Source organism: Streptomyces genisteinicus (genome assembly GCF_014489615.1).
GTDB lineage: Bacteria > Actinomycetota > Actinomycetes > Streptomycetales > Streptomycetaceae > Streptomyces > Streptomyces genisteinicus.
In genome coordinates this window covers 4,523,082-4,549,487 of sequence record NZ_CP060825.1, presented here as the reverse complement: position 1 = coordinate 4,549,487, position 26,406 = coordinate 4,523,082, and the positions used below count along the sequence as shown (strand labels likewise).

Sequence of the window (26,406 nt, the reverse complement as noted above, 5' to 3'; positions counted from 1 at the left end):
CCGGGGTCAGGCCAGGGGCCCCGTGACCTGCTCCACGGCCGCGAGGAGCTTCCCGTCCCGCACGAAGGCGTCCGCGGCGTCCAGGTCGGGGGCGAGGAAGCGGTCCGGGCCGGGGCCCTCGACGCCCGCGGCCCGCAAAGCCTCGATGGCGGCCCGGGATGCCGGGGCCGGGGTCAGGTGGCGGCGCAGCTCGATGGCCCGGGTGGCCGCGTACAGCTCGACGGCGACGATCCGGTTGAGGTTGCCGATCGCCGTGCGCAGCTTGCGCGCGGCGGACCAGCCCATGGAGACGTGGTCCTCCTGCATGGCGGAGGAGGGGATGGAGTCGGCCGACGCCGGGACCGCGAGCCGCTTCATCTCGCTGACCAGGGCGGCCTGCGTGTACTGGGCGATCATCAGCCCGGAGTCGACGCCCGCGTCGTCCGCGAGGAACGGCGGCAGGCCGTGGGAGCGGTTCTTGTCGAGCAGCCGGTCGGTACGGCGCTCGGCGATGGAGCCGAGGTCCGCGGCGGCGACGGCGAGGAAGTCGAGCACGTAGGCGACGGGCGCGCCGTGGAAGTTGCCGTTGGACTCGACGCGGCCGTCGGGCAGCACGACGGGGTTGTCGACGGCGGAGGCCAGCTCGCGGTCGGCGACGAGGCGGGCGTGGGCCATGGTGTCCCGGCCCGCGCCCGCGACCTGCGGGGCGCAGCGCACCGAGTAGGCGTCCTGGACGCGCGGCGCCTCCTCCTCCTGGAAGTGGCCGGTGAGGCCGGAGCCCTCCAGGACGGCGAGCATGTTGGCCGCGGAGGCGCCCTGGCCGGGGTGCGGCCGGATGGCGTGCAGTTCGGGCGCGAGGACGCGCGCGGTGCCGAGCAGGGCCTCCAGGGAGAGGGCGGCGGTGATGTCGGCGGACGTGTAGAGCCGTTCGAGGTCGGCGAGGGCCATGATCAGCATGCCGAGCATGCCGTCGGTGCCGTTGAGGAGGGCGAGGCCCTCCTTCTCGCGGAGTTCGACCGGCTGGATGCCGTGGGCGGCGAGGAGTTCGCCGGCGGGCCGGACCGTGCCGTCGGGGCCCTCCGCGTCGCCCTCGCCCATGAGGGCCAGGGCGCAGTGCGAGAGGGGTGCGAGGTCGCCGGAGCAGCCGAGGGATCCGTATTCGTGGACGACGGGCGTGATGCCGGCGTTCAGCAGGTCGGCCATGGTCTGCGCGACCTCGGGGCGTACGCCGGTGCGGCCGGAGCAGAGGGTCTTCAGGCGCAGGAACATCAGCGCGCGCACGACCTCGCGCTCGACGCGCGGGCCCATGCCGGCGGCGTGCGAGCGGACGATGTTGCGCTGGAGCCGGCCCCGCAGCTCGGGGCTGATGTGCCGGGTGGCGAGGGCGCCGAATCCGGTGGAGACGCCGTAGACGGGCTCGGGCTTGGCGGCCAGGGCGTCCACGACGGCACGGGCCGCGGCGAGCGCGGTGACGGCTTCGGCGGCGATCTCGACGCGGGCGCCCTGGCGGGCGACGGCGACGACGTCGTCGGCGGTGGTGCCGGACGTCCCCACCACGACAGTGTGCATATCCATATTCAGAAGCGTACGGACTGAATCTCAACCTGTCACCAGTACCCGTCGGTTCTGCCCGCCGCCCGCGCTCCGCACCGCTCCGGCCTGCGCGAACACCCCGCCGGCACGGCCCCGGGAGCCGCCGCCCCCGGCCCTGGAATCCGGGCTCCGGGCTCCGGACTGCCGCGCCCCCGACGGCGCTCCGGGGGTACGGCCCCCGGCCCTTCCGCCCTCCGCACCCGGCGCCCCGGGGTGACGGCCGCCGGCCTCACGGCTCGCTCCAGGGCTCCCGGGCCTCCTCGTCGTCCTCCGGGGTGGCGTCGCGGAAGCGGCGGCGGTCCTGCGGGGCGCGCGGCGGCGAGTCGGCCAGGCGCAGCACCGTGCCGTCCCGGCCGGCCACGACCGGGCCCGGCGAGCGCGCCGCCTTCGCCCGGTACTGCGCGGCGTCGGCCAGCCGGAACAGGCGGCGGCCCGAGACCACCTCCCCGATCGGGTCGCCGGTCGAGGCGACCCCGCAGGCCACCCCGGCGCCCAGCTCCAGCTCGCCCGCCCTCAGGCACAGCTCGGCGGCGGCCGCGATCACGTCGTCGGCGGGCGGCCCCTCGGCCACCAGGCAGAACTCGTCGCCTCCGAGGCGTGCGGCGAGGGCGCCCGGCAGCCCCGCGCCGCAGCGCGAGAGCACCGAGCCGAACCGCTCCAGCAACCGGTCGCCGACGGAGTGGCCCAGGGTGTCGTTGACCTGCTTGAGGCCGTTCAGGTCGCAGACCACCAGGCTGACCACGGTGCCGTCCGCGCGGTGACGCTCCAGCGCCTCGTCCAGGCGGCTGTCGACCGCGCGGCGGTTGGCGAGCCCGGTGAGCGGGTCGGTGAAGGCGAGCCGGCGGACCTCCTCCAGCCGTTCGGTCTGGGCGATCCCGGCGGCCACGACGGAGGCGAGGACGGTCGCGAAGTCGGCGTCCTCGCGGCCGAAGACGGGCGCGCCGACCGGGCGGGCCACGTAGAGCTCTCCCCAGGCCCTCCCGTGCAGCACGATCGGCGCGACGACGCAGCAGCCGCGGCGGCGTCTGCGCAGGGCGGAGACGCGCTGGTGGCAGTAGCCGTGGCGGTCGGTCGCGGGCCCGTCGGCGGTCTCCACCCAGGCATCCGGCTCGCCACCGCCCGCCCACTGTTCGTGGAGGAACTCGGTGATCTCGGGGAAACGATTCACCGGATACGTCTCGGACTCGGGGAACTCCTCCTCGCCCTCGGCGCGTTGCCCGGCGTTGACGAGCACCTTCAGCAGGCCGCGCTCGCGCTCCCAGACGGAGATCGCCCCGAACGTGCTGTCCAGCGCGATGCACGCGCCGAGCGCCGCGGCCCGCCAGGACTCGCGGGGAGTGTGGGCGGCCGCCATGGCCTGCGCCAGTGCCACCACGGACCGCAGCCGCCGATCGTCACCCATCACCCCAGCTTAGGGAGGTTTGTCCCGATGTGACCTGCGACGCGTCCCCACGGGGTCCCGTCCCGCCCCGCGACCGCGACGAGCCCCGTGGGGCCCGGAGGGCCCGCGCGGCGGCCGGGCGGAGCCCCGGCCCCCGCGACCGCGCCGCCAGGGGCTGCCCGGCTACTCCCCCGGCCAGGCCGGGCGGCGCTTCTCGTTGAAGGCGGCGACACCCTCGGCGCGGTCGCCGGAGAAGGCGGTCGCCCGCCATGCCGCGTCCTCGACCTCCAGACCGGCGCGCAGGTCGAGCCCCTGCCCGAGCCGCATCGCCTTCTTCGCGTTCCGCAGGCCGACGGGCGAGTTGACGGCGATCCGGGCCGCCAGCGCGAGGGCATCGGTGCGGGCGTCGTCGGCGAGGATGTCGACGAGGCCCAGCTCGCGGGCCTCCGGAGCCTCCACCCGGCGCGCGGTGAAGACGAGTTCCGCCGCGCGGGCCGCCCCGACGCGGCGCGGCAGCAGCTGGGTGCCGCCGCCGCCGGGGATGACGCCGACGGAGACCTCGGGCAGGCCGACCACGGCGGTGGCGTCGGCGACGATCACGTCGCAGGAGAGCGCCAGCTCGAAGCCGCCGCCGAGGGCGAAGCCGTGCACGGCCGCGACGGTGGGCATGGGCAGTTCCAGCACGCCGGTGTAGGCGCCGCGGGCCGTGGGGCGCTGGCGCACCAGGTCGGCGTCCGAGAAGGAGTTGCGCTCCTTCAGGTCGGCGCCGACGCAGAAGGCGCGCTCGTTGCTGGACGTCAGCACGGTGACGCGGACGTCCCGGTCGGCGGCGAGCGCCGCGCAGGCCGCGCCGATGGAGGCGGCCATCCCGGTGGACACGGCGTTCATGGCCTTCGGCCGGTCCAGCACCAGTTCGGCGACGTGACCCTGCTCGTGCCTGCGTACCGCGACGAACTCCCCGAACCTCTGCTCGGACTCCGGCATGACGGCCCACCCTCCCGGTTAACGATGGTTCACGGGGATCATAGGACCCCGCGCCCCGCCGTCCCAGGGCGGCCGCCGCCCGCACACCACGGGCACCGCGAACGCGCACGCACCCGTGGGTCGGACCGCCCGCACCACCGCGCGCCGTACACCGCCCGCCCCCGCCGGCCCGCACCGCCGTCAGCCGCCGGCCGTCACCCCGCCGGCCTGCGGCCCAGCAGCCACGGCTCCACCACGCCGAGACCGCGCACCGGGCGCTGCCACATCGGCTGGAGGCCGTAGCGGTACGGGGAGGGCTCGTCGCTCTCCTTCTCGGCGGCGGCCGCCTCCGCCTCCGAGGCGGGTGCGTCACCGGTCCTGATCAGCTCCTCGGCGAAGGCGCCGTCCACCAGCACCGCGTCCTTCGGCGCTATCGACGTCAGGCGGCTCGCCAGGTTCACCGTCGTGCCGAACACGTCGCCCATGCGGGTCGTGACGGTGCCGAAGGCGATGCCCACCCGCAGGGCCGGCATCGTCTCGTCCTGGGTCATCGCGTCGATGAGCCGGAGCGCGATCTCGGCGGCGGTGCGCGCGTCGTCGGCCGCGTAGAGGACCTCGTCGCCGAGGGTCTTGATGAGCCGTCCGCCGTGCGCGGCGACCAGGTCGGCGCAGGTGGTCTCGAACGACTCGACCAGCTCGCCCAGTTCCTCCTCCTCCAGCCGGCGGGTCAGCCGGGTGAAGCCCACGAGGTCGGCGAAGCCGACGGCCAGCCGGCGGTCCACCATCTCCTCGTCGTCGGCGGCCTGGACGACGCGGCCGGTCGCGGCGGCGAGCTGGCGCCGCCAGACGTAGACGAGGAACTCCTCCAGCTCCGGCAGCAGCAGCTCGACCAGGGGGTAGGTGACCTCGGTGCGGGTCATGCCCGGCTCGGGCGGCTCGGTGAGGCCCTCCAGGAACGAGTCGATCTGCCACTCGGCCAGCCGGGCGGTGGTCTGTCCGGTGGACCGGGCCACCTGGATCGCCATCGGCTCGCTGAGCAGCCCCGCCTCCACGAGACCGGCGAGGCGCCGCAGGGCGAGCACGTCGGCCTCGGTGAGGGCCTTGGCCTGGCCGATGTCGGCGAAGCCCATGGCGCGCCAGAAGCGCGAGGCCAGGTCCATGGAGACACCGGCGGTGCGGGCGGCCTGGAAGGGGGTGTAGCGGCGCTCGGCGCCGAGGATCAGCTGTTCCAGCCGGATGGCCAGCGGGTCGTCGGACGGCTCCGCCGTGTGGTCGACCTCGTGGTGCGGAGGGTGCACGGCACCCTGGGAGCCCGATGACGGTGAGGACGCGCCCGCGGTGCCGGACGAGGAGTCCCGCGGCTGCTGCGCGCCCGCGCCGGAAGTGGTGTCGTCGACGGTCACCAGCCGCCTCCTGCCCGTTCCCTGCGCACGTACCTGCCGATCTGTCGCTCGATCGCCTCAACGATACGGCAGGTGTGCCCCAGCTCACGTCCCGGCGGCGGACCCGTCGCCCGCCGCATCCGGTATACGGCGTACGCGGTGCGTGGTCACAGCACGGCGGCCCGGCGGGGGTGCGCGGCCACAGCCCGCCCCCGGCGGGGACGGGCCGTGCGGGGAGGTCAGGCGGGCCGCAGATGGACGATGTCGCCCGCGCTCACCGGGGTGCGGGTGCCGTCCGCCAGCGCGATGACGAGCCGGCCGTCGCCGTCGAGCGCGACCGCCTCGCCGGTCTGCGCGGTGCCTCCGGGGAGCTCGGCGCGGACCGTGCGGCCCAGCGTCGCGCAGCCCGCCGCGTAGGCGGCCTGGAGTCCGCAGGCGGCGGGGTCGCCGCCCGCCGCGCGCCACTCGCCGTACCAGTGCTCCAGGGAGCGCAGCACGGCCCGCAGCAGCGGGTCGCGGTCGGTGGAGACGGCGTCCGCGAGGGCGAGCGAGCCGGCCGCGGGCACGGGCAGCTCGTCCTGGCGCAGGGAGACGTTGACGCCCATGCCGAGGACGACCGCGTCGTCGCCCGCGCGCTCGGCGAGGATGCCGCCGGTCTTGCGCTCCTCGCCACGGACGGTGACCAGCAGGTCGTTGGGCCATTTGAGGGACATGTCGGTGCCGGCGGCGCGGGCGAGACCGGTGGCGGCGGCGACGCCGGCGAGCAGCGGCAGCCAGCCCCAGCGTTCGACCGGCACGGCCGGTCCGGGCCGCAGCAGCACGGAGAGGAAGATCCCGGACCGCGCGGGCGCGGTCCAGCTGCGGTCCAGACGTCCCCGCCCCGCGGTCTGCTCCTCGGCGACCAGCACCGCGCCCTCCGGCAGCTCCGCGGCCCGCGCGGCCAGGTCGGAGTTGGTCGAGCCGGTCGAGGCGACCACGTCGAACGAGGTCCACAGCGAGCCGGGGACCAGCAGGCCCCTGCGGAGCGCGGCGGTGTTCAAGGGGGGCCGGTCGAGGTCGGACCAGCGGCTCGCGGGTGCGCCGTCACGCGCATTGCCTTGCGTCATGCAACCCAGACTAGGTGTGGCAAACGCCGCACTGCCGAACGGTATCCGCGCCGATACGCTACGAACCAGTAGCAGCGGAACCGCTTCTTCAGTCCTTCCGTCACCATCCGTCCCCGTGACCAGCCAGGGAGCCGCATCCCGATGTCCGAGCCGGAAGCCATCGACATCCACACCACCGCGGGCAAGATCGCGGATCTTCAGCGCCGTATCGAAGAGGCGACGCACGCCGGCTCCGCGCGCGCGGTGGAAAAGCAGCACGCCAAGGGCAAGTTGACCGCGCGGGAGCGGATCGCCCTGCTGCTCGACGAGGACTCGTTCGTGGAGCTCGACGAGTTCGCCCGGCACCGCTCCACCAACTTCGGCCTGGAGCAGACCCGCCCGTACGGCGACGGCGTGGTGACCGGTTACGGCACCGTCGACGGCCGGCCGGTGGCGGTGTTCTCGCAGGACTTCACGGTCTTCGGCGGCGCGCTCGGCGAGGTGTACGGCCAGAAGATCATCAAGGTCATGGACTTCGCGCTGAAGACCGGCTGCCCGGTCGTCGGCATCAACGACTCCGGCGGCGCCCGCATCCAGGAGGGCGTGAGCGCGCTCGGCATGTACGGCGAGATCTTCCGCCGCAACACCCACGCCTCGGGGGTGATCCCGCAGATCTCGCTGGTCGTCGGACCGTGCGCGGGCGGTGCGGTCTACTCGCCCGCCATCACCGACTTCACGGTGATGGTGGACCAGACCTCGCACATGTTCATCACGGGGCCGGACGTCATCAAGACCGTCACCGGCGAGGACGTCGGCTTCGAGGAGCTCGGCGGCGCGCGCACCCACAACACCACCTCCGGTGTGGCACACCACATGTCGGGCGACGAGAAGGACGCGATCGAGTACGTCAAGTCGCTGCTCTCGTACCTGCCGTCGAACAACCTCTCCGAGCCCCCGTCGTTCCCCGAGAGCGCCGATGCGGCCGTCAGCGACGAGGACCGGGAGCTGGACACCCTCATCCCGGACTCGGCGAACCAGCCGTACGACATCCGTACGGTCGTCGAGCACGTGCTCGACGAGAGCGAGTTCCTGGAGACGCAGGCGATGTTCGCGCCGAACATCGTCACCGGCTTCGGCCGCGTCGAGGGCTTCCCGGTCGGCATCGTGGCGAACCAGCCCATGCAGTTCGCCGGCTGCCTGGACATCGACGCCTCCGAGAAGGCGGCCCGCTTCGTGCGCACCTGCGACGCGTTCAACGTGCCGGTGCTGACCTTCGTCGACGTCCCCGGCTTCCTGCCGGGCGTGGACCAGGAGTACGGCGGCATCATCCGGCGCGGCGCGAAGCTCATCTACGCGTACGCCGAGGCGACCGTGCCGCTGATCACCGTGATCACCCGCAAGGCGTTCGGCGGCGCGTACGACGTCATGGGCTCCAAGCACCTGGGCGCCGACCTCAACCTGGCCTGGCCGACGGCGCAGATCGCGGTCATGGGCGCGCAGGGGGCGGTCAACATCCTGCACCGCCGCACCATCGCCGCCGCCGGGAGCCCCGAGGAGCAGGAGGCCACCAGGGCGCGGCTCATCCAGGAGTACGAGGACGCGCTGCTCAACCCGTACACGGCCGCGGAGCGCGGCTACATCGACGGGGTGATCATGCCGTCCGAGACACGCTCCCAGATCGTGAAGGGGCTGCGGCAGCTGCGCACCAAGCGGGAGAGCCTGCCGCCCAAGAAGCACGGGAACATCCCGCTCTAGGAGGGGCTGCGCGATGATCAAGGTCGTACGAGGAAACCCGACTCCGGAGGAGCTGGCCGCGGCCGTCGCGGTGGTGCAGGCGAGGGCCGCCGCGAGTGCGGCGGCCGCGGCCGGGACCGGCGACGCGGTGCCCCAGGGCTGGTCCGACCCCGCCCGCATCGCCCGCACCCGCAGGCCGATACCGGGCCCGAGGTCCTGGGTTCGCAGCTACTGGCCCGCGTAGGGCGACGGCGCGCACGGTGAAGGGGCCGGGTCCGCCGGGCGGTTTCCGGCGGTCCCGGCCCCTCCGCCTGCCCCGGCGCGCCGTCTCCGGTCCCTCCGCCCGCCCCGGCGCGCCGCGGGTCCGGCCCGCCCCGGGCCGGCCACGAACGAGGTGACCCGCGCCCGTTCACTGCCGTTCCCGGCCCGCCCGGACCCGTCACAGCACCGCGGCGAGTTCCGCGGCCATGACCTGGTAGCCCTTGTCGTTGGGGTGGAGCCGGTCGCCGTGGTCGTAGGCGGGGTGCAGCCGCTCGGGGGCGGCGGGGTCGGCGAGCGCCCGGTCCAGGTCGACGACGGCGTCGAACGCGCCCGAGGTGCGGATCCACGCGTTGACCTCGGGGGCCACCCGCGACGCGTGGGGCCCCCAGTGGTCGGAGCCGCCGAGCGGCAGCAGCGTGGCGCCCACGACCCTGAGCCCCCGCGCGCGTCCCGCGCGGATCAACTCCCGGTGCCCCGCGGCGATCTCCTCGGCTGTGACCAGCGGGGCCGGACGGTAGGTGGGCTCGTGGGGGGCTTCGGCGAAGCCGATGTCGTTGAGGCCCAGGAGGACGACGACGGTGGAGACTCCCGGCAGTCCGAGCGCGTCGCGGGTGAAGCGGGCGGTGCCGCGTTCGCCGTACCAGGCGGAGTCGTTGAGCAGCAGGTTGCCGCCGATGCCCGCGCCCAGCACCGGCCGCCCGGTGAGTTCGGCGAGCGCGTCGGACCAGCGGCGGTCCGCGCCGTGGGCCGACCCGAAGCCGTCGGTGATCGAGTCGCCGAAGAGCACGACCCCGTCCTCCCGTCCGGCGTCGGTCTCGACGGCGGCAAGGTGGTACCAGGACGCGGTCCGCTCCCCGAAGGGCTCCCCCGAGGCGTCGTCGAGGCGGTCTCCGGCGGCCCGCCAGGAGTCGGTCCACGCCTGGGCGTGGAAGGTGGCGGGGCCGGTCGGCTCGGCGAAGTGCAGGGAGACGGTCACGGAGTCGAGGGCCGCGGTCGCGAAGTCCACCGGGTCGCTGAGCAGTTCGCCGCGGGCGGGCACGCTCGCGGCGGGCCGGCCGCCGAACGTGAGCCGGCGGATCGAGCCGGCTTCGGCGGCGGGCCCGCGGACGGGGCGCGCGACGGTCGCGCCGGCGAGGCGGAGCGGCGAGGTGCCGTAGGCGTGGGAGAGCCGGACGCGCAGTCTGCCGCCGCCGGCCGTGAGGCGGACGACCTGGCGCACGGTCTGCGCGGTGAAGCCCTCCTGCGACCAGTTGGGGGTGAAGCCGGTGCTGGGCGCCTGCGGCGAGGCGGTCCAGGCCGCGGTCCAGACGGAGGGGGCGGGGCGCAGGGACATGGGACTCCTTAATGGGCTTCTGGTTCCATTAGGATGAACGAGGGAACCGTAGCACCGCCGGAGCAACTAATGGAACTGGAGTCCCGTTTGAATGCCACGCCCGGATCCGTCCGACCCGGCGGCCGTACCGCGAAGGTCCGCACGGCCGTCCTGGAGGCCACCCGCGACGCCTTGGTGGCGGACGGCTTCCATGCCCTCAACCTCGACCGGGTCGCGGCCCGCGCGGGCGTCGGCAGGACCACGGTCTACCGGCGCTGGGGCTCGGCCCCGGGGCTCGTCGCCGACCTGCTGCGCGACATGGCGGAGCAGTCCCTGCCCGCCGCCGACACCGGGACGCTCGACGGCGACCTGCGGGCCAACGCCCACCTCGTCCTCGGCACCCTCACCGACCCGCGCCAGGGCCCGGTGTTCGCCGCGGTGATCGCGGCGGCGGCCTGCGACGGGGAGTGCGCGGCGGCGCTGCGCGGCTTCTACGCGACCCGGCTGGAGACCTGGTCCGCGGTGGCCGTGCGCGGCGCCGAGCGCGGCGAGATCCCCGCCGGGACCGACGCCGTCGAGGTCCTGCGCGCCGTCTCCGCACCCCTCTACTACCGCTTCGCCGTCAGCAGGGAGCCGCTCTCGGCCGCCGACGCCGACCGCGCCGCCGCCGCGGCCCTCGCGGCCGCCCGCGCCGGCGCCTACGCACCGGCGGCGCGGGGACCGGAGCGGGCCGGGGACACGGGTTGAGTACGCATACTCAGGCGTGAAGCCCTCGCGGCCAGCAGGATCGAAGGCATGCTGTGGTCCGATCCCGAGAACGAGCCCCCGAAGGAACTTCGGGACATGCAGACGATGCTGCGGCGCGCGGGGCTGCTGCTGGCGCTGGCGATGCTGATCGCCATGCTCTCGGCCGGCCTGCGCTGACCCGCGCCGCCGGGCCCTCCCGGCCCGTGGCGGGGCCCGGGAACCGGGCCCGGCCCCTTCGGCGGCACACCTACGATGGCCACCATGACCCTCACGCCCCGCCGCCGTCTCGTGCTCGCCTCCGCCTCGCCCGCCCGGCTGAACCTGCTCAAGCAGGCCGGACTCGACCCGCACGTCATCGTCAGCGGGGTCGACGAGGACGCCCTGTCCGCGCCCACCCCCGCCGAACTGGCGCTGGTGCTCGCCGAGGCCAAGGCCGACGCGGTCGCCACCCGCGAGGAGGCGGCCGGGTCACTGCTCATCGGATGCGACTCGGTCCTCGAACTCGACGGCCGGGCGCTCGGCAAGCCCGCCGACGCCGAGGAGGCGACGGCCCGCTGGAAGGAGATGCGGGGCAGGGCCGGGGTGCTGCAGACGGGCCACTGCGTGATCGACACCGTCACGGGCCGCCGCGCCTCAGCGACCGCGTCCACCACCGTCCGGTTCGGCGAGCCGTCGGACGACGAGGTCGCGGCCTACGTGGCCAGCGGCGAACCGCTGCACGTGGCGGGGGCGTTCACCCTCGACGGGCGCTCGGCCCCCTTCGTCGACGGCATCGACGGCGACCCCGGAAACGTCATCGGCCTGTCGCTGCCGCTGCTGCGCCGGCTCCTCGCCGAGCTGGGGATCGAGATCACCGACCTCTGGGTCTGAGCCTCAAGGGGCCGTCCCGGCCGTCCCGAGCAGCCCGCCCGGTCGCGCAGCGGTTGCGCACCGGCCGCGTCCGACGGGCGGCTCAGGCGGTCGCGGGCCCGGCCGCGGTCACCGGCGCCTCCGGATCGGCGGGGCCCGCCGGACGGGCGGGGGTGCGCGACTCCTTGCCGTAGGCGACCAGCGGCAGGACGACCAGCGCCAGCACCCCCATCATCCACGCGAACGCGGCCCAGCCGACCAGACCGACCGTCAGGGCGCCCAGCACCCCGTGGAGCACGGCGCAGGAGATCAGCGCGACGCGGGCGAAGCGGCCCGGGGCCCGGTCGCGGACGCCGGCGAGCATCAGCAGCACCGAGCAGAGCAGCAGGAACAGGCCGCCGCCTATGCCGAGGCCCCAGGTGCCCGCGACCATCGCGTCCGGGTCGAGGCCGTCCAGTGACATGTTCTGGCCCTCGACGAACCTCGCCATGATGCCGTTCAGCACGACGATGCCGGCGGCCTCCACCAGCAGGACAAGCGAAGCCACCACGGCCACCGGTCTGCGCACCACGGCGCCCCCAACCCTCGTATACCGGAAGTACGTACGACAGCCCGCACGCTACTGACCGGTAAACGCCGGGACAAGAGATGCGGCACACCCGGCCACGACTCAAAGAATCACTGGGCCATTCGTAGGGAATCGACAAAGAAACGCTGGTGCCCGCTGACTCCTCGGACAGAGACCTTGACCACACAGGGGAGCTACTGTGCGGTGGAGGAACCCGTCGTACCTTGGTGCGGCAAGGGATTTCGCGGGTCAGCGAGCCTCGAATCACGCTCCGTGTGGGCAAGCTCACCAATGGGGACGGGTCGAAAGGCCGTGTCGGCAGTCCCTAAACTCAGCTTGTTTCAAGGAGGGAGCCATCGTGCGCAAGGTGCTCATCGCCAACCGTGGCGAAATCGCTGTCCGTGTCGCCCGTGCCTGCCGTGACGCCGGGATCGCCAGCGTAGCCGTCTACGCAGATCCGGACCGGGACGCTCTGCACGTCCGGGCGGCCGACGAAGCGTTCGCCCTGGGCGGTGACACCCCGGCCGCCAGCTATCTGGACATGGCCAAGGTGCTGCAGGCCGCAGCCGATTCGGGAGCGGACGCCGTCCACCCCGGATACGGCTTCCTGTCCGAGAACGCCGAGTTCGCCCAGGCCGTCATCGACGCCGGGCTGACCTGGATCGGACCGCCCCCGCACGCCATCCGCGACCTCGGCGACAAGGTGGCGGCCCGCCACATCGCCCAGCGCGCCGGAGCCCCGCTGGTCGCGGGCACCCCCGACCCGGTCTCGGGCGCCGACGAGGTCGTCGCGTTCGCCCGGGAGCACGGCCTGCCCATCGCGATCAAGGCCGCCTTCGGCGGCGGCGGCCGCGGTCTCAAGGTCGCCCGCACCCTCGAAGAGGTGCCGGAGCTCTACGACTCCGCCGTCCGCGAGGCCGTGGCGGCCTTCGGCCGCGGCGAGTGCTTCGTGGAGCGCTACCTCGACAAGCCGCGCCACGTCGAGACCCAGTGCCTCGCCGACAAGCACGGCAACGTCGTCGTCGTCTCCACCCGCGACTGCTCCCTCCAGCGCCGCCACCAGAAGCTGGTCGAGGAGGCCCCGGCCCCGTTCCTGACGGCCGAGCAGAACGCCGAGCTCTACGCGGCGTCCAAGGCCATCCTCAAGGAGGCCGGCTACGAGGGCGCCGGCACGGTCGAGTTCCTGGTCGGCACGGACGGCACGATCTCCTTCCTGGAGGTCAACACCCGCCTCCAGGTCGAGCACCCGGTCACCGAAGAGGTCACCGGCATCGACCTGGTGCGCGAGATGTTCCGCATCGCCGACGGCGAGGAGCTGGGGTACGACGACCCGGCCGTGCGCGGTCACTCCTTCGAGTTCCGCATCAACGGCGAGGACCCGGGCCGCGGCTTCCTGCCCGCCCCCGGCACCGTCACCTCGTTCCGTCCGCCGACCGGTCCCGGCGTCCGCCTGGACGCGGGCGTCGAGTCCGGCTCGGTCATCGGCCCGGCCTGGGACTCGCTGCTCGCCAAGCTGGTCATCACCGGCGCCACCCGTGAGCAGGCGCTCCAGCGCGCCGCCCGCGCGCTCGCCGAGTTCGAGGTCGAGGGCATGGCCACCGCCATCCCGTTCCACCGCGCGGTCGTCGCCGACCCGGCCTTCACCGCCGACCCGTTCCGGGTGCACACCCGCTGGATCGAGACCGAGTTCGTCAACGAGATCAAGCCGTTCACGGTCCCGGGTGAGGCGGACGAGGACGAGTCCGGCCGCGAGACCATCGTGGTCGAGGTCGGCGGCAAGCGCCTGGAGGTCTCCCTCCCCTCGTCCCTCGGCATGACGCTCGCCCGCACCGGCCTCGCCGCCGGCGCGAAGCCCAAGCGCCGGGCCGCGAAGAAGTCCTCCTCCGCCGCGTCCGGCGACACCCTCGCCTCCCCGATGCAGGGCACCATCGTCAAGGTGGCCGTCGAGGAGGGCCAGGAGGTCAAGGAGGGCGACCTGATCGTCGTCCTGGAGGCCATGAAGATGGAGCAGCCGCTCAACGCGCACCGCTCCGGCACCGTCAAGGGGCTCTCCGCCGAGGTCGGCGCGTCCCTGACGTCGGGCGCGACGATCTGCGAGATCAAGGACTGACCCGTACCGCCGCAGGGCCCCGGTGCACACGCACCGGGGCCCTGCGGCGTACCCGGCCCGGGGCACCGGCAGCCGCCCGGCCTGCCGGTCGCCCGGGTGCGGCATCCTTGACGTGTGACGGAGACCAGGCCGAAGCGCGCCGACGCGCGGCGCAACTACGAGCGACTGCTCACCGAGGCGCGCGCCGTGTTCGCGGCGCGCGGCACCGACGCGTCGCTGGAGGAGATCGCGCGCCGCTCCGGTGTGGGCATCGGCACCCTGTACCGCCACTTCCCCAACCGCCACGCGATGATGAGCGCCGTCTTCCAGGACGCCCTGGCCGAGCTGCTGGAACGCTCGCGGCAACTGGCCGGGGCCGAGCAGCCCTGCGGCGCACTGGTCGACTGGCTGCGCGCGGTCGTCGCCCACGCGGGCGAGTACCGCGGTCTGGCCACGGCGCTGATGTCGGGCACGGCGGACGACAGTTCGGCGATGGCCTCGTGCAGCATCACCCTGCGCGAGGCGGGCGAGGGCCTGCTGCGGCGCGCCCAGCAAAGCGGCTCGGTACGGTCCGACGTGTCCATCGGCGACCTGATGCAGCTGACCAACGCGATCGCACTGGCCGCCGAACAGACGCCCGCCGACACGGAGTTGCCGGACCGGCTGCTGGCGCTGACCCTGCGGGGCCTGCGCGCGGACGGCACCGGGCCGGCCTGACGGCCCGCCTCGGGGCCGCACCCGGGCGCGCCGGCACCACGGGCAGGCTGCTCGGGCCTCGCCCGTGCGACAGGCCCAGGGCACACGGCCCAGGGCCCAGGAGGAGCCGGAAGCACCCGACACCACCGCCCACGACCGGAGCCGACCCGCGCAGCCACCGCCCGGCCCGGGGACGCACCCGCCCGCACCGGACAGGCCCACGGCACCCACCCCACGGGCTATCCACGCCATGTTCCGGCCCAGGACCGGCCCACGGCGCTTGGGTCCCGACTCACCGGACCGGGCGACGCCGCACGTCACCCCGAGTCCGCCCACGGCATGCCCGACGGTCCTGGACCGGACCGGACCCGTCCCGGGCCGCTCCGGCGCCAGGCCGGGCGGACCCCGCCCCGCCTCGCCGCGGGCCAGGCCACCCGCCCGCAGGGCCGAGCCCCCGAACCGTCGCGGTCCGCACCCGAGCGGGACGGCTCAGCGGCGCCGGAGGTCGGCGACCCGGGCCGCCGGGCGGTCGGGCAGGGCGTCCGGCGGTGGTCCGGCGCTGCGCAGCCCCGTCCGCGTACGGCGCTGACCCGGCAGCGGAACGTCGTGGCGGGCGGGGCCCGTGGGAGCCTCCGCACCGGCGACCGCGATCTGCACGCCCTGGTCGGCGAGCGCCTGGAGCTCCGTCGCGGCCCGGTCGTCGTGCACCGGCGGCTCGTCCGTCACCAGGCGGGTGATCACGTCCGTCGGCACCGTCTGGAACATGGTGTCCGTGCCGAGCTTGGTGTGGTCGGCGAGGACCACCACCTCCGCCGCGGCCTGCACCAGCGCCCGGTCCACGCTCGCCGAGAGCATGTTGGAGGTGGACAGGCCCCGCTCGGCCGTGAGGCCGCTCCCCGACAGGAACGCCCGGGAGACCCGCAGCCCCTGGAGGGACTGCTCGGCACCGCTGCCGACCAGGGCGTAGTTGGAGCCGCGCAGCGTGCCGCCGGTCATGACGACCTCGACACGGTTGGCGTGCGCCAGCGCCTGGGCGACCAGCAGCGAGTTGGTGACGACGGTCAGGCCGGGGACGCGGGCGAGCCGGCGGGCCAGCTCCTGCGTGGTGGTCCCGGCGCCGACCACGATGGCCTCGCCCTCTTCGACGAGGCCGGCGGCCAGGTCGGCGATGGCCGTCTTCTCGGCCGTGGCGGACAGGGACTTCTGCGGGAAACCGGATTCACGGGTGAATCCGCCCGGCAGGACCGCACCGCCGTGGCGGCGGTCGAGGAGTCCTTCTGCCTCCAGCGCCCGCACGTCCCGCCGTACGGTCACTTCGGAGGTCTGGACGACGCGGGCGAGCTCCCGGAGCGACACGGCTCCGTTGGCGCGCACCATTTCGAGAATCAACTGACGACGTTCTGCAGCGAACACGGAACTGACAGTAACCCCACCGCCCGTCAGTTTTCAGCTCGATGCACCGGATATCGGAAATTGCGCACTTAGGAGGCCGCCAAGTGATATGGACGGCCTCCCAGTTGATCGCATCGCGCGCGGAGTGCCCGTACTTCGCCGGGTTTCTCCTCCCGCGACGGCGGTCAGCCCTCGCCCGTGGACTTCCGGGTGTGCAGCTGACGTGCCACTTCGGCGATCGAACCCGACAGAGACGGGTACACGGTGAACGCATTCGCGATCTGTTCGACCGTCAGGTTGTTGTCGACCGCGATCGAGATGGGGTGGATGAGCTCGGACGCACGCGGGGAGACGACCACGCCGCCGACGACGATCCCGGTCCCCGGACGGCAGAAGATCTTGACGAAGCCGTCCCGGATGCCCTGCATCTTGGCGCGCGGGTTGCGCAGCAGCGGCAGCTTGACGACCCGGGCGTCGATCTTGCCCGCGTCCACGTCCGCCTGGGTGTAGCCGACGGTGGCGATCTCCGGATCGGTGAAGACGTTGGACGACACCGTCTTGAGGTTCAGCGGAGCGACCGCGTCGCCGAGGAAGTGGTACATCGCGATCCGGCCCTGCATCGCCGCGACCGACGCCAGGGCGAAGATCCCGGTGACGTCACCGGCCGCGTAGACGCCCGGCGCCGAGGTGCGCGACACCTTGTCCGTCCAGATGTGGCCCGAGTCCTTCAGCCGGACCCCGGCGTCCTCCAGCCCCATGCCCGCGGTGTTCGGGATCGCGCCGACCGCCATCAGGCAGTGGGAGCCGGAGATGACCCGGCCGTCGGCGAGGGTGACCTCCACACGGTCCCCGACCCGCTTCGCGGACTCCGCCCGGGAGCGCGCCATCACGTTCATCCCGCGCCGGCGGAACACGTCCTCCAGCACCGCCGCCGCGTCCGGGTCCTCGCCCGGCAGCACGCGGTCGCGGGAGGAGACCAGCGTGACCCGCGAGCCGAGGGCCTGGTAGGCGCCCGCGAACTCGGCACCCGTGACACCGGAGCCGACCACGATGAGCTCCTCGGGGAGCTCGGTGAGGTCGTAGACCTGGGTCCAGTTCAGGATGCGCTCCCCGTCGGGCTGCGCGTCCGGGATCTCGCGGGGGTGGCCGCCGGTCGCGATCAGCACGGCGTCCGCGGTGAGCGTCTCCTCGGTGCCGTCGCCGGCCCGCACGATCACCTTGCGGGAGCCGTCCACGGACTGCTGCCCGTCCAGCCGGCCGCGGCCGCGCATGACGCGGGCGCCGGCCCGGGTGACGGAGGCGGTGATGTCGTGCGACTGGGCGAGCGCCAGACGCTTCACCCGGCGGTTGACCTTGCCCAGGTCGACGCCGACGACGCGGGCCGCCTGCTCGATGTGCGGGGTGTCGTCGGCCACGATGATCCCGAGCTCCTCGTAGGAGGAGTCGAAGGTCGTCATGACCTCGGCCGTGGCGATCAGGGTCTTCGACGGCACGCAGTCGGTCAGCACCGACGCACCGCCCAGACCGTCGCAGTCGACGACGGTCACCTCCGCACCGAGCTGGGCGGCCACCAGGGCCGCCTCGTATCCGCCGGGTCCGCCGCCGATGATCACGATCCGGGTCACTGAAAAGTCCGCCTCGCATTGTCGATCCCGGCCCGCCTGCCCGCTCCGCCGGGGGTCCGGGGAGGTCCCCGGGGGAATGCAGTACGTACTTCATTGTCCCGCACCGGGCGGGCGTTCTCGCCCCCGGGGCGGCAATGCGCGCGGGCCGCCCGCCGGGGCGGCCCCGCTCCGGCGTGTCCGCGCACCCGCCCCGCGCTCCCGTACCCTCGATCCCATGTCGCTCTACGCCGCGTACGCCGGCAACCTCGACGCGCGGCTGATGACCCGCCGCGCACCGCACTCCCCGCTGCGCAGCACGGGCTGGCTGAACGGCTGGCGCCTGACCTTCGGCGGGGAGCAGATGGGCTGGGAGGGCGCCCTGGCCACCATCGTGGAGGCACCGCGGTCCCAGGTCTTCGTCGCGCTGTACGACATCGCGCCGATGGACGAGGACTCCATGGACCGCTGGGAGGGCGTGGGGCTCGACATCTACCGCCGGATGCGGGTGCGGGTGCACACCCTGGACGGCGAGGAGCCGGCCTGGGTGTACGTCCTCAACGCGTACGAGGGCGGCCTGCCCTCCGCCCGCTACCTGGGAGAGGTCGCGGACGCGGCGGAGTCGGCGGGCGCGCCCCACGACTACGTGATGGAGCTGCGCAAGCGCCCCTGCTGACCGCGGGCCACGGCTCCTGCTCCGGCTCGGCGGGACGCACGGCCGCCATCCGGCCGTCATTCGTCGGAAACGACAAGGCAACGATCCGAGGACCGTACGCGGCGTCATCTACGCGCGTAGGGATTCACGGGTTACCCTCATCGGCGTGAACGCATCTGTGAATCCGGACTCCCTCGGCCCTCTCGCCGACCCCCATGCCGCGGCCGACGCCGCCGCCGCGCGCCTGCGCGAGCTGACCGGCACCGGGACCCATGACGTCGCCCTGGTGATGGGCTCCGGCTGGGCTCCCGCGGTGGACGCGCTCGGCGCCCCCGAGGCCGAGTTCCCCGTCACGGATCTGCCCGGTTTTCCGCCCCCGGCCGTCGAGGGCCACGGCGGCAAGATCCGCTCCTACCGCATCGGCGACAAGCACGCCCTCGTCTTCCTGGGCCGTACGCACTTCTACGAGGGCCGCGGCGTCGCCGCCGTCGCCCACGGCGTGCGCACCGCCGTCGCCGCCGGCTGCAAGACCGTCGTGCTGACCAACGGCTGCGGCGGCCTCCGCGAAGGCATGCGGCCGGGCCAGCCGGTCCTCATCAGCGACCACATCAACCTGACGGCCGCCTCGCCGATCCTCGGCGCCAACTTCGTCGACCTGACCGACCTGTACTCCCCGCGGCTGCGGGCCCTGTGCAAGGAGGTGGACGAGACGCTGGAGGAAGGCGTGTACGTCCAGTTCCCCGGCCCGCACTACGAGACGCCCGCGGAGATCGGCATGGTCCGCGTCATGGGCGGCGACCTGGTCGGCATGTCCACCGTGCTGGAGGCCATCGCCGCCCGCGAGGCCGGCGCCGAGGTGCTCGGCATCTCCCTCGTCACCAACCTCGCCGCCGGCCTGTCGGGCGAACCGCTCAACCACGAGGAGGTCCTCCAGGCCGGCCGCGACTCGGCCGCCCGGATGGGCGCGCTGCTGACCCGGGTGCTGGAGCGCATCTGACCCCCGGCGTCCGGCGGCCGGACGCCACCACGACGACCATCCTGACGACCACCACGAGAGGCGGACCAACCGTGCAGCAGGACGTCATCACGCGGGCCGAGGCATGGCTCGCGGAGGACCCCGACCCGGAGACCCGCGCCGAGCTCGCCGCACTCCTCCGCGCCCGGGACCTCGACGCGCTCGGTGAACGGTTCGCCGGAACGCTCCAGTTCGGCACCGCCGGCCTGCGCGGCGAACTGGGCGCCGGCCCGATGCGGATGAACCGGGTGGTCGTCATCCGCGCCGCCGCCGGCCTCGCCGCCTACCTCAAGGCCAAGGGCCGCGGCGACGGACTGGTGGTCGTCGGGTACGACGCCCGCCACAAGTCGGCCGACTTCGCCCGCGACACCGCCGCCGTGATGACCGCCGCCGGACTCCGGGCCGCCGTCCTGCCCCGCCCGCTGCCCACCCCGGTCCTCGCCTTCGCCATAAGGCACCTCGGCGCCGTCGCCGGAGTCGAGGTGACCGCCAGCCACAACCCGCCGCGCGACAACGGCTACAAGGTCTACCTCGGCGACGGCTCCCAGATCGTGCCCCCCGCCGACCGCGAGATCGCCGACGCCATCGACGCCATCGCGAGCATCGACGACGTCCCCCGCGCCGACGACGGCTGGCGGACCCTCGGCGACGAGGTGCTCCGCGCCTACCTGGAGCGCACCGACGCCGTGCTCTCCCCCCACTCCCCCCGCTCCGCGCGCGTCGTCTACACCGCGATGCACGGCGTCGGCCGCGAGGTGCTGACCGCCGCCTTCGCCCGCGCCGGCTTCCCGCCGCCCGCCCTCGTGGCCGAACAGGCCGACCCCGACCCGGAGTTCCCCACCGTCGCGTTCCCCAACCCGGAGGAACCCGGCGCCATGGACCTCGCCTTCGAGGCAGCGCGGGCCGTCGCACCCGACGTGGTGATCGCCAACGACCCCGACGCGGACCGCTGCGCCGTCGCCGTACCGGACGCCTCCGCCGAAGGCGGCTGGCGCATGCTCCGCGGCGACGAGGTCGGCGCACTGCTCGCCGCCCACCTCGTCCGCAAGGACGCGTCGGGCGTCTTCGCCGCCTCGATCGTCTCCTCCTCCCTGCTCGGCCGCATCGCCGCCGCCGCGGGCCTCCCCCACGAGGAGACCCTCACCGGCTTCAAGTGGATCGCCCGCGTGGAAGGGCTGCGCTACGGGTACGAGGAGGCGCTCGGCTACTGCGTCGACCCCGCCGGCGTCCGCGACAAGGACGGCATCACCGCGGCGCTGCTCGTCGCGGAACTCGTCTCCGAGCTCAAGGAGCAGGGCCGCACCCTCACGGACCTCCTCGACGAACTGGCCGTCGAGCACGGCCTGCACGCGACCGACCAGCTCTCCGTGCGGGTCGAGGACCTCACCGTCATCGCCGACGCCATGCGCACCCTGCGCGAGACCCCGCCGACGGCCCTGGCGGGCCTGCGGGTCGCCGCCGCGGAGGACCTCGCCGAAGGCTCGGCGAAGCTGCCCCCGACGGACGGCCTGCGGTACGCCCTGGACGGTGAGTACACCGCCCGCGTGATCGTCCGCCCGAGCGGCACGGAGCCCAAGCTCAAGTGCTACCTGGAGGTCGTCGTCCCCGTCCCCTCCCCCTCCGCGCTCAGCGCCGCGCGGGATGCGGCGAAGGGGGTTCTGGAGGCCCTGAAGCACGACCTCTCCGAGGCGATGGGGCTCTGACACGGGGGTGTCCTTGCCGGACGGGGGGCGGTTTCCGCGGGGGCGGGCGTTGCGCTCGGGTGCGGGTCGGTTTGTGGCGCACCCACGCTGCGCGCGGGGTGTCCTTGCCGGACGGGGTGGTTCGGTGCGGGTGTGTGGGTGGCGCACCCACGCTGCGCGCGGGTTGTCCTCAAACGCCGGACAGGCTTTGTTGCCCGGTCGGGCATGTGTGCTGTGTGCAGGCGGGGGTGGTGCACCCCCGCTCCGCGCGGGTGTCCTCAAACGCCGGACAGGCTTGAGTTGCCCGAACCGGGTCCGCACCGCAGGACGAACGTTGCGGGTCCCTCCGGAGGCTAGAGCGCCCGCTCGCCCCAATATGACTGCCCCTAACTCGACGACCGTCGGGCGCTTACGCCTCCTGCGCGCCCCGTGTCCGCGGCGAACGCACCGGCCGGACGAGGGGAGGGAGCATGTTCGGCTGCGGGTGGGGGGTGCAGGGGGCCGTCCGAGACCGGGGACGCGGCACGAGGCGATGTGGGCGCCCGCCCGTACATCTTCGCGTCCGGCAAGGACACCTCGCGCCCAGTGGAGGTGGGAAAGCCAGCCCGTCCGTCCCCCAGGCCGTGCCGCGACCACCGGCCCGGACACGCACACACAGCAAGAGATACGCACGACCACCGGGCCCGCGGACGAAGAGACAGCCCCCACACCGGCGGGCCGGTACGTTCCACGCGGACACGGGGCGCGCAGGAGGCGTAAGCGGCCGACGGTCCTCCGGCTAGGGCGAGTCAAGTCTGGGGCGAGCGGGCGCTCTAGCCTCCGGAGGGACCCGCAACTCCCACTCCACGCACCGGACCAGCGCCGTGCAACCCAAGCCCGTCCGGCGCTTGAGGACACCCGCGCGCAGCGGGGGTGCACCACCCCCGCCCGCACGCAGGGCGCAAGCCCAACCACGCAACAAAGCCCGTCCGGCGTCTGAGGACAACCCGCGCGCAGCGTGGGTGCGCCACAAACCAACCCGCACCCAAACGTGCACCCGCACCCGCGGACACCGCAACGCCCCCGAACAAGAGCGCCCCGCGCGAAAACGCGCTACAGCGCCACCAGCACCAGCAGCAGCACCGCGCCCGTGGCCAGGGGGGCCAGGAGTTCGACGGCCCAGCGGGAGGACTCCTCGCCCTGGGGCCCGGGCTTCGCCCCGAGCCTCTCCGCCGTGGCGCGGAGTTCCGCGATCGTGCGGTCCGCCGGGGCCATGCGCGCCTCGTCGTCGGAGACGTCCGCCGAGACGGACGTCCGCCCGTGGGGGTCGTCCGTGGCACGCTGCATCTGGCGCCGGGCGGCCCGCTTGCGCTGCCGCAGCGACACGGGGATGGCCCAGAGCTGGTACTTGGCGCCGGACCGTGTGAGGAGCTCGCTGGAGTAGCCGGCCCGGACGTCCGCGACGGCCCCCCACGGCACGGTGACCGTGCGGAACGGGTTGCGGATCCGCAGACGCTCGTCGTTGACGTACACCGCCGGCCGGAAGGTGAAGGCGACGATCAGGGGGACGGCGAAGAGCGCGGCGGCGAGCGCCAGCCACGGCGTCCGCCCCTCCCCGCGGATCAGCGCGTCGACGACGATCCAGGCGATGATCGCGATGAGCAGGCCGCCGCCGGCCATGGCTGCGGGCGACCGGAAGACCCGGTCGGCGTACGTGGGCTCGGCGGGCGGCTCGGAACTCGTCATGGGTTCGATTCTGCCGCACGCCGCGTCGCCGCCCTCCGACCGGACCACCGCGCCGCACCCGGGCCCGCCCTCGCGCCGGCCCCCCGCGAGCCGCACGGCGAGGACCCGGCCAGGCGGACCGCGCCCGGGCGTGCCCCCGCCCGATCCCCGCGCCCCCGCGCGAGTCCCCCCTGTACAGGTCGCTACGCGCGTAGATATGCTCCTCTGGTGACCATGCCCACCAATGCACCAGCACTCTCCGACGTGACCGCGTCCGACGGTGCGCTGCGCCGCTTCCTGCACGGGCTGCCCGGCGTCGACGCCGTCGGCCTGGAAGCGCGCGCCGCCTCCCTCGGCACCCGTTCGATCAAGACCACGGCGAAGGCGTACGCCATCGATCTGGCCATCTCGATGATCGACCTCACGACGCTCGAAGGCGCGGACACCCCGGGCAAGGTCCGGGCGCTCGCCGCCAAGGCCGTCAACCCCGATCCGACCGACCGTTCGACGCCGAGAACCGCCGCGGTCTGCGTCTACCCCGACATGGTGGCGACCGCCAAGGCCGCGCTCGGGGACTCCGGCGTCAAGGTCGCCTCCGTGGCGACCGCCTTCCCCGCGGGCCGGGCCGCCCTCGACGTGAAGCTCGCCGACGTGGCGGACGCCGTGGCCGCGGGCGCGGACGAGATCGACATGGTGATCGACCGCGGCGCCTTCCTGGCCGGGAAGTACATGAAGGTGTACGAGGAGATCCGCGCGGTCAGGGAGGCCTGCGGAGCCGCCCGGCTCAAGGTCATCTTCGAGACCGGCGAGCTCTCCACGTACGACAACATCCACCGTGCCTCGTGGATCGGCATGATGGCGGGCGCGGACTTCATCAAGACGTCGACCGGCAAGGTCGCGGTGAACGCCACCCCGGCGAACACCCTGCTCATGCTGGAGGCCGTGCGCGACTTCCGGGAGCAGACTGGAGTGCAGGTGGGCGTCAAGCCCGCCGGCGGGATCCGCACCTCCAAGGACGCGATCAAGTTCCTCGTCCTGGTGAACGAGACCGCCGGCGAGGACTGGCTGGACAACCACTGGTTCCGCTTCGGCGCGTCGAGTCTCCTCAACGACCTGCTGATGCAGCGGCAGAAGCTCGCCACCGGCCGCTACTCCGGCCCCGACTACGTGACAGTGGACTGATCATCATGGGTTCCGTATTCGAGTACGCACCGGCCCCCGAGTCGCGGTCGGTCGTCGACATCGCCCCGTCGTACGGGCTGTTCATCGACGGCGAGTTCACCGACGCCGCGGAGGGCAAGGTCTTCAAGACCGTCTCGCCGTCCAGCGAGGAGGTGCTCGCCGAGGTCGCGCGGGCCGGCGAGGCCGACGTGGAGCGGGCGGTGAAGGCTGCCCGCAAGGCGTTCGAGAAGTGGTCGGCGCTGCCCGGCGCCGAGCGCGCCAAGTACCTGTTCCGGATCGCGCGGATCATCCAGGAGCGCAGCCGTGAGCTGGCGGTCCTGGAGACGCTGGACAACGGCAAGCCGATCAAGGAGACCCGCGACGCGGACCTCCCGCTGGTCGCGGCGCACTTCTTCTACTACGCGGGCTGGGCCGACAAGCTGGACCACGCCGGTTACGGCCCCGCCCCGCGGCCGCTCGGTGTCGCGGGCCAGGTCATCCCGTGGAACTTCCCGCTGCTGATGCTGGCGTGGAAGATCGCCCCGGCGCTGGCGACGGGCAACACCGTCGTGCTGAAGCCGGCCGAGACGACCCCGCTGTCCGCGCTCTTCTTCGCCGACATCTGCCGGCAGGCCGGGCTCCCCAGGGGTGTCGTGAACATCCTCACGGGCTACGGGGACACCGGCGCGGCCCTCGTCGGGCACCCGGACGTGGACAAGGTCGCGTTCACCGGCTCCACGGCGGTCGGCAGGGCCATCGCCCGGCAGGTCGCGGGCACGCACAAGAAGGTCACCCTGGAGCTGGGCGGCAAGGGCGCCAACATCGTCTTCGACGACGCCCCGATCGACCAGGCCGTCGAGGGCATCGTCAACGGGATCTTCTTCAACCAGGGCCAGGTCTGCTGCGCGGGCTCGCGGCTGCTGGTGCAGGAGTCGGTCCAGGACGAGCTGCTGGAGTCGCTGAAGCGCCGGCTGTCCACACTGCGCCTCGGCGACCCGCTGGACAAGAACACGGACATCGGGGCGATCAACTCCGAGGAGCAGCTGTCCCGTATCACCGCGCTGGTGGAGGCGGGCGAGGCGGAGGGCGCCGAGCGCTGGTCGCCCGCGTGCGAGCTGCCGGCGGCCGGGTACTGGTTCGCGCCGACGCTGTTCACCGGCGTCACGCAGGCGCACACGGTGGCGCGGGACGAGATCTTCGGCCCGGTGCTGTCGGTGCTGACGTTCCGCACGCCGGACGAGGCCGTCGCCAAGGCGAACAACAGCCAGTACGGGCTGTCGGCCGGCATCTGGACGGAGAAGGGCTCGCGCATCCTCGCGGTCGCGAACAAGCTCCGCGCGGGTGTGGTGTGGGCCAACACGTTCAACAAGTTCGACCCGACCTCGCCCTTCGGCGGCTACAAGGAGTCGGGCTTCGGCCGCGAGGGCGGCCGTCACGGTCTGGAGGCCTACCTCGATGTCTGAGCCGATGCGCCTGAGCGTCTTCAAGACCTACAAGCTGTACGTCGGGGGCAAGTTCCCCCGCTCCGAGAGCGGCCGGGTGTACGAGGTGACCGACTCCAAGAAGGGCGCGTGGCTCGCGAACGCGCCGCTCTCCTCCCGCAAGGACGCCCGTGACGCCGTCGTGGCCGCGCGCAAGGCGTTCGGCGGCTGGTCGGGGGCGACCGCGTACAACCGCGGCCAGGTCCTCTACCGCGTCGCCGAGATGCTGGAGGGCCGCCGGGAGCAGTTCGCGCGGGAGGTCGCCGACGCCGAGGGCCTGTCGAAGTCGAAGGCGGCCGGTGTCGTCGACGCGGCGATCGACCGCTGGGTCTGGTACGCGGGATGGACGGACAAGATCGCCCAGGTCGTGGGCGGGGCGAACCCGGTCGCGGGTCCGTACTTCAACCTGTCCACGCCGGAGCCGACGGGCGTGGTGACGGTGCTGGCGCCGCAGGAGTCCTCGCTCCTCGGCCTGGTCTCGGTCGTCGCCCCGGTCATCGCGACCGGCAACACGGCGGTGGTGATCGCCTCCGAGAGGGCGCCGCTGCCGGCCCTGTCGCTGGGCGAGGTGCTGGCCACCTCCGACGTGCCGGGCGGCGTGGTCAACGTGCTCTCCGGGCGTACGGCGGAGATCGCCGCCCCGCTCGCCGCGCACCAGGACGTCAACGGCATCGACCTGACCGGCGCCGACGAGGTGCTGGCGAAGGAACTGGAGGCGGCCGCCGCGGAGAACCTCAAGCGCGTCCTGCGTCCACAGGCTGTGGATTTCTCGGCCGATCCCGGCACCCGGCGTCTGACGGCGTTCCTGGAGACCAAGACGGTGTGGCACCCGACCGGCTCGCTCGGCGCGTCCGGTTCCGCGTACTGACCGGCTCCGCGGGCTCCTCCGGACGGAGAGGAGCCCGCGGCCCGCACGGCCCCGACGGGCACCGCCCGTCGGGGCCGTGCGCCGTCCGGGGCGGAGCGTGCGGCGGGGACCGGGCACGGCCGGCCGGCTTCGCCGGCGGGCGTGTCCGGGGCGGGTCCGGCACCGCGCGGCAGCGGGCCGGTGGCACGGGCCGCCGGACCGGGTGCCC

General features: G+C 73.7%; 23 protein-coding genes. 13 read left to right on the top strand and 10 right to left on the bottom strand.

Going from position 1 to position 26,406, the window contains the following annotated elements; all coding sequences use genetic code 11:
• Positions 1-6: 6 nt before the first annotated feature.
• The 5 genes from hutH to IAG43_RS19895 form a co-directional block, all read right to left on the bottom strand.
• Positions 7-1,548 carry a histidine ammonia-lyase gene (gene hutH / locus IAG43_RS19915; RefSeq protein WP_187744551.1) on the bottom strand — a complete coding sequence of 514 codons (1,542 nt, stop codon included), beginning with the start codon at positions 1,546-1,548 and terminating at the stop codon, positions 7-9.
• Positions 1,549-1,801: 253 nt separating this feature from the next.
• On the bottom strand, positions 1,802-2,974 hold the full coding sequence (locus IAG43_RS19910; protein ID WP_187742050.1) for a GGDEF domain-containing protein: 1,173 nt from the start codon (positions 2,972-2,974) through the stop codon (positions 1,802-1,804).
• Between the two features lie 162 nt (positions 2,975-3,136).
• Positions 3,137-3,937 (bottom strand): enoyl-CoA hydratase/isomerase family protein, encoded by an 801-nt coding sequence (locus tag IAG43_RS19905; RefSeq protein WP_187742049.1) that lies wholly within the window; start codon positions 3,935-3,937, stop codon positions 3,137-3,139.
• Positions 3,938-4,131: 194 nt separating this feature from the next.
• Positions 4,132-5,319 carry an adenylate/guanylate cyclase domain-containing protein gene (locus IAG43_RS19900; protein ID WP_187742048.1) on the bottom strand — a complete coding sequence of 396 codons (1,188 nt, stop codon included), beginning with the start codon at positions 5,317-5,319 and terminating at the stop codon, positions 4,132-4,134.
• 218 nt (positions 5,320-5,537) lie between these two features.
• Complete coding sequence (locus tag IAG43_RS19895; protein ID WP_187742047.1) at positions 5,538-6,404, bottom strand: biotin--[acetyl-CoA-carboxylase] ligase; 867 nt, start codon at positions 6,402-6,404, stop codon at positions 5,538-5,540.
• Positions 6,405-6,545: 141 nt separating this feature from the next.
• On the opposite strand from IAG43_RS19895, the gene IAG43_RS19890 reads away from it, so the two are divergent.
• Entirely contained in the window at positions 6,546-8,138 is a 1,593-nt protein-coding gene (locus IAG43_RS19890; RefSeq protein WP_187742046.1) for an acyl-CoA carboxylase subunit beta, read from the top strand.
• A gap of 13 nt (positions 8,139-8,151) precedes the next feature.
• Positions 8,152-8,361, top strand: a complete 210-nt coding sequence (locus tag IAG43_RS19885; RefSeq protein WP_187742045.1) for an acyl-CoA carboxylase subunit epsilon — start codon at positions 8,152-8,154, stop codon at positions 8,359-8,361.
• Positions 8,362-8,556: 195 nt separating this feature from the next.
• Here the strand turns inward: IAG43_RS19885 and IAG43_RS19880 are convergent, their stop codons facing one another.
• On the bottom strand, positions 8,557-9,711 hold the full coding sequence (locus tag IAG43_RS19880; RefSeq protein WP_187742044.1) for an SGNH/GDSL hydrolase family protein: 1,155 nt from the start codon (positions 9,709-9,711) through the stop codon (positions 8,557-8,559).
• A 69-nt stretch (positions 9,712-9,780) separates the two neighbouring features.
• On the opposite strand from IAG43_RS19880, the gene IAG43_RS19875 reads away from it, so the two are divergent.
• The 3 genes from IAG43_RS19875 (at position 9,781) to IAG43_RS19870 (ending at position 11,307) form a co-directional block, all read left to right on the top strand.
• Positions 9,781-10,437: a TetR/AcrR family transcriptional regulator gene (locus tag IAG43_RS19875; RefSeq protein ID WP_187742043.1), complete on the top strand. Its 657-nt coding sequence runs from the start codon at positions 9,781-9,783 to the stop codon at positions 10,435-10,437.
• A gap of 48 nt (positions 10,438-10,485) precedes the next feature.
• Positions 10,486-10,614, top strand: a complete 129-nt coding sequence (gene mmpB, locus IAG43_RS34990) for a morphogenic membrane protein MmpB (protein ID WP_281403970.1) — start codon at positions 10,486-10,488, stop codon at positions 10,612-10,614.
• Positions 10,615-10,698: 84 nt separating this feature from the next.
• A complete protein-coding gene (locus IAG43_RS19870) occupies positions 10,699-11,307 on the top strand; it encodes a Maf family protein (protein WP_187742042.1) in 609 nt (202 codons plus the stop codon).
• 82 nt (positions 11,308-11,389) lie between these two features.
• Here the strand turns inward: IAG43_RS19870 and IAG43_RS19865 are convergent, their stop codons facing one another.
• Positions 11,390-11,842 (bottom strand): hypothetical protein, encoded by a 453-nt coding sequence (locus tag IAG43_RS19865; RefSeq protein ID WP_425508652.1) that lies wholly within the window; start codon positions 11,840-11,842, stop codon positions 11,390-11,392.
• A 370-nt stretch (positions 11,843-12,212) separates the two neighbouring features.
• Here IAG43_RS19865 and IAG43_RS19860 point away from each other — a divergent pair, with 370 nt between their 5' ends.
• Positions 12,213-13,964, top strand: a complete 1,752-nt coding sequence (locus tag IAG43_RS19860; RefSeq protein ID WP_187742040.1) for an acetyl/propionyl/methylcrotonyl-CoA carboxylase subunit alpha — start codon at positions 12,213-12,215, stop codon at positions 13,962-13,964.
• A gap of 114 nt (positions 13,965-14,078) precedes the next feature.
• A complete protein-coding gene (locus IAG43_RS19855; RefSeq protein ID WP_187742039.1) occupies positions 14,079-14,660 on the top strand; it encodes a TetR/AcrR family transcriptional regulator in 582 nt (193 codons plus the stop codon).
• Positions 14,661-15,128: 468 nt separating this feature from the next.
• On the opposite strand, the gene IAG43_RS19850 is transcribed toward IAG43_RS19855, so the two are convergent.
• The gene (locus IAG43_RS19850; protein ID WP_187742038.1) at positions 15,129-16,052 is read right to left on the bottom strand and encodes a DeoR/GlpR family DNA-binding transcription regulator; all 924 of its coding nucleotides are present in this window, start codon (positions 16,050-16,052) and stop codon (positions 15,129-15,131) included.
• Between the two features lie 164 nt (positions 16,053-16,216).
• Positions 16,217-17,656: an NAD(P)H-quinone dehydrogenase gene (locus IAG43_RS19845; protein WP_187742037.1), complete on the bottom strand. Its 1,440-nt coding sequence runs from the start codon at positions 17,654-17,656 to the stop codon at positions 16,217-16,219.
• A gap of 214 nt (positions 17,657-17,870) precedes the next feature.
• Between IAG43_RS19845 and IAG43_RS19840 the strand changes: the two genes are divergently transcribed.
• From IAG43_RS19840 to IAG43_RS19830, 3 genes are all read left to right on the top strand, one after another.
• Positions 17,871-18,308 carry a gamma-glutamylcyclotransferase family protein gene (locus tag IAG43_RS19840; protein ID WP_147987840.1) on the top strand — a complete coding sequence of 146 codons (438 nt, stop codon included), beginning with the start codon at positions 17,871-17,873 and terminating at the stop codon, positions 18,306-18,308.
• A gap of 145 nt (positions 18,309-18,453) precedes the next feature.
• Positions 18,454-19,284 carry a purine-nucleoside phosphorylase gene (locus IAG43_RS19835; RefSeq protein WP_187742036.1) on the top strand — a complete coding sequence of 277 codons (831 nt, stop codon included), beginning with the start codon at positions 18,454-18,456 and terminating at the stop codon, positions 19,282-19,284.
• A gap of 71 nt (positions 19,285-19,355) precedes the next feature.
• Positions 19,356-21,005 carry a phospho-sugar mutase gene (locus IAG43_RS19830; protein ID WP_187742035.1) on the top strand — a complete coding sequence of 550 codons (1,650 nt, stop codon included), beginning with the start codon at positions 19,356-19,358 and terminating at the stop codon, positions 21,003-21,005.
• Between the two features lie 1,071 nt (positions 21,006-22,076).
• On the opposite strand, the gene IAG43_RS19825 is transcribed toward IAG43_RS19830, so the two are convergent.
• A complete protein-coding gene (locus IAG43_RS19825) occupies positions 22,077-22,709 on the bottom strand; it encodes a PH domain-containing protein (protein ID WP_187742034.1) in 633 nt (210 codons plus the stop codon).
• A 213-nt stretch (positions 22,710-22,922) separates the two neighbouring features.
• Between IAG43_RS19825 and deoC the strand changes: the two genes are divergently transcribed.
• Genes deoC through IAG43_RS19810 form a run of 3 tightly spaced genes read left to right on the top strand, consistent with a single transcriptional unit; the run spans position 22,923 to position 26,198 of the window.
• Positions 22,923-23,870, top strand: coding sequence for a deoxyribose-phosphate aldolase (gene deoC, locus IAG43_RS19820; protein WP_187744550.1), 948 nt, complete (start codon positions 22,923-22,925; stop codon positions 23,868-23,870).
• Between the two features lie 5 nt (positions 23,871-23,875).
• Positions 23,876-25,312, top strand: coding sequence for an aldehyde dehydrogenase family protein (locus tag IAG43_RS19815; protein WP_187742033.1), 1,437 nt, complete (start codon positions 23,876-23,878; stop codon positions 25,310-25,312).
• Entirely contained in the window at positions 25,305-26,198 is an 894-nt protein-coding gene (locus tag IAG43_RS19810) for an aldehyde dehydrogenase family protein (RefSeq protein ID WP_187742032.1), read from the top strand. The genes IAG43_RS19815 and IAG43_RS19810 overlap by 8 nt, the downstream gene beginning before the upstream one ends.
• Positions 26,199-26,406 lie beyond the last annotated feature (208 nt).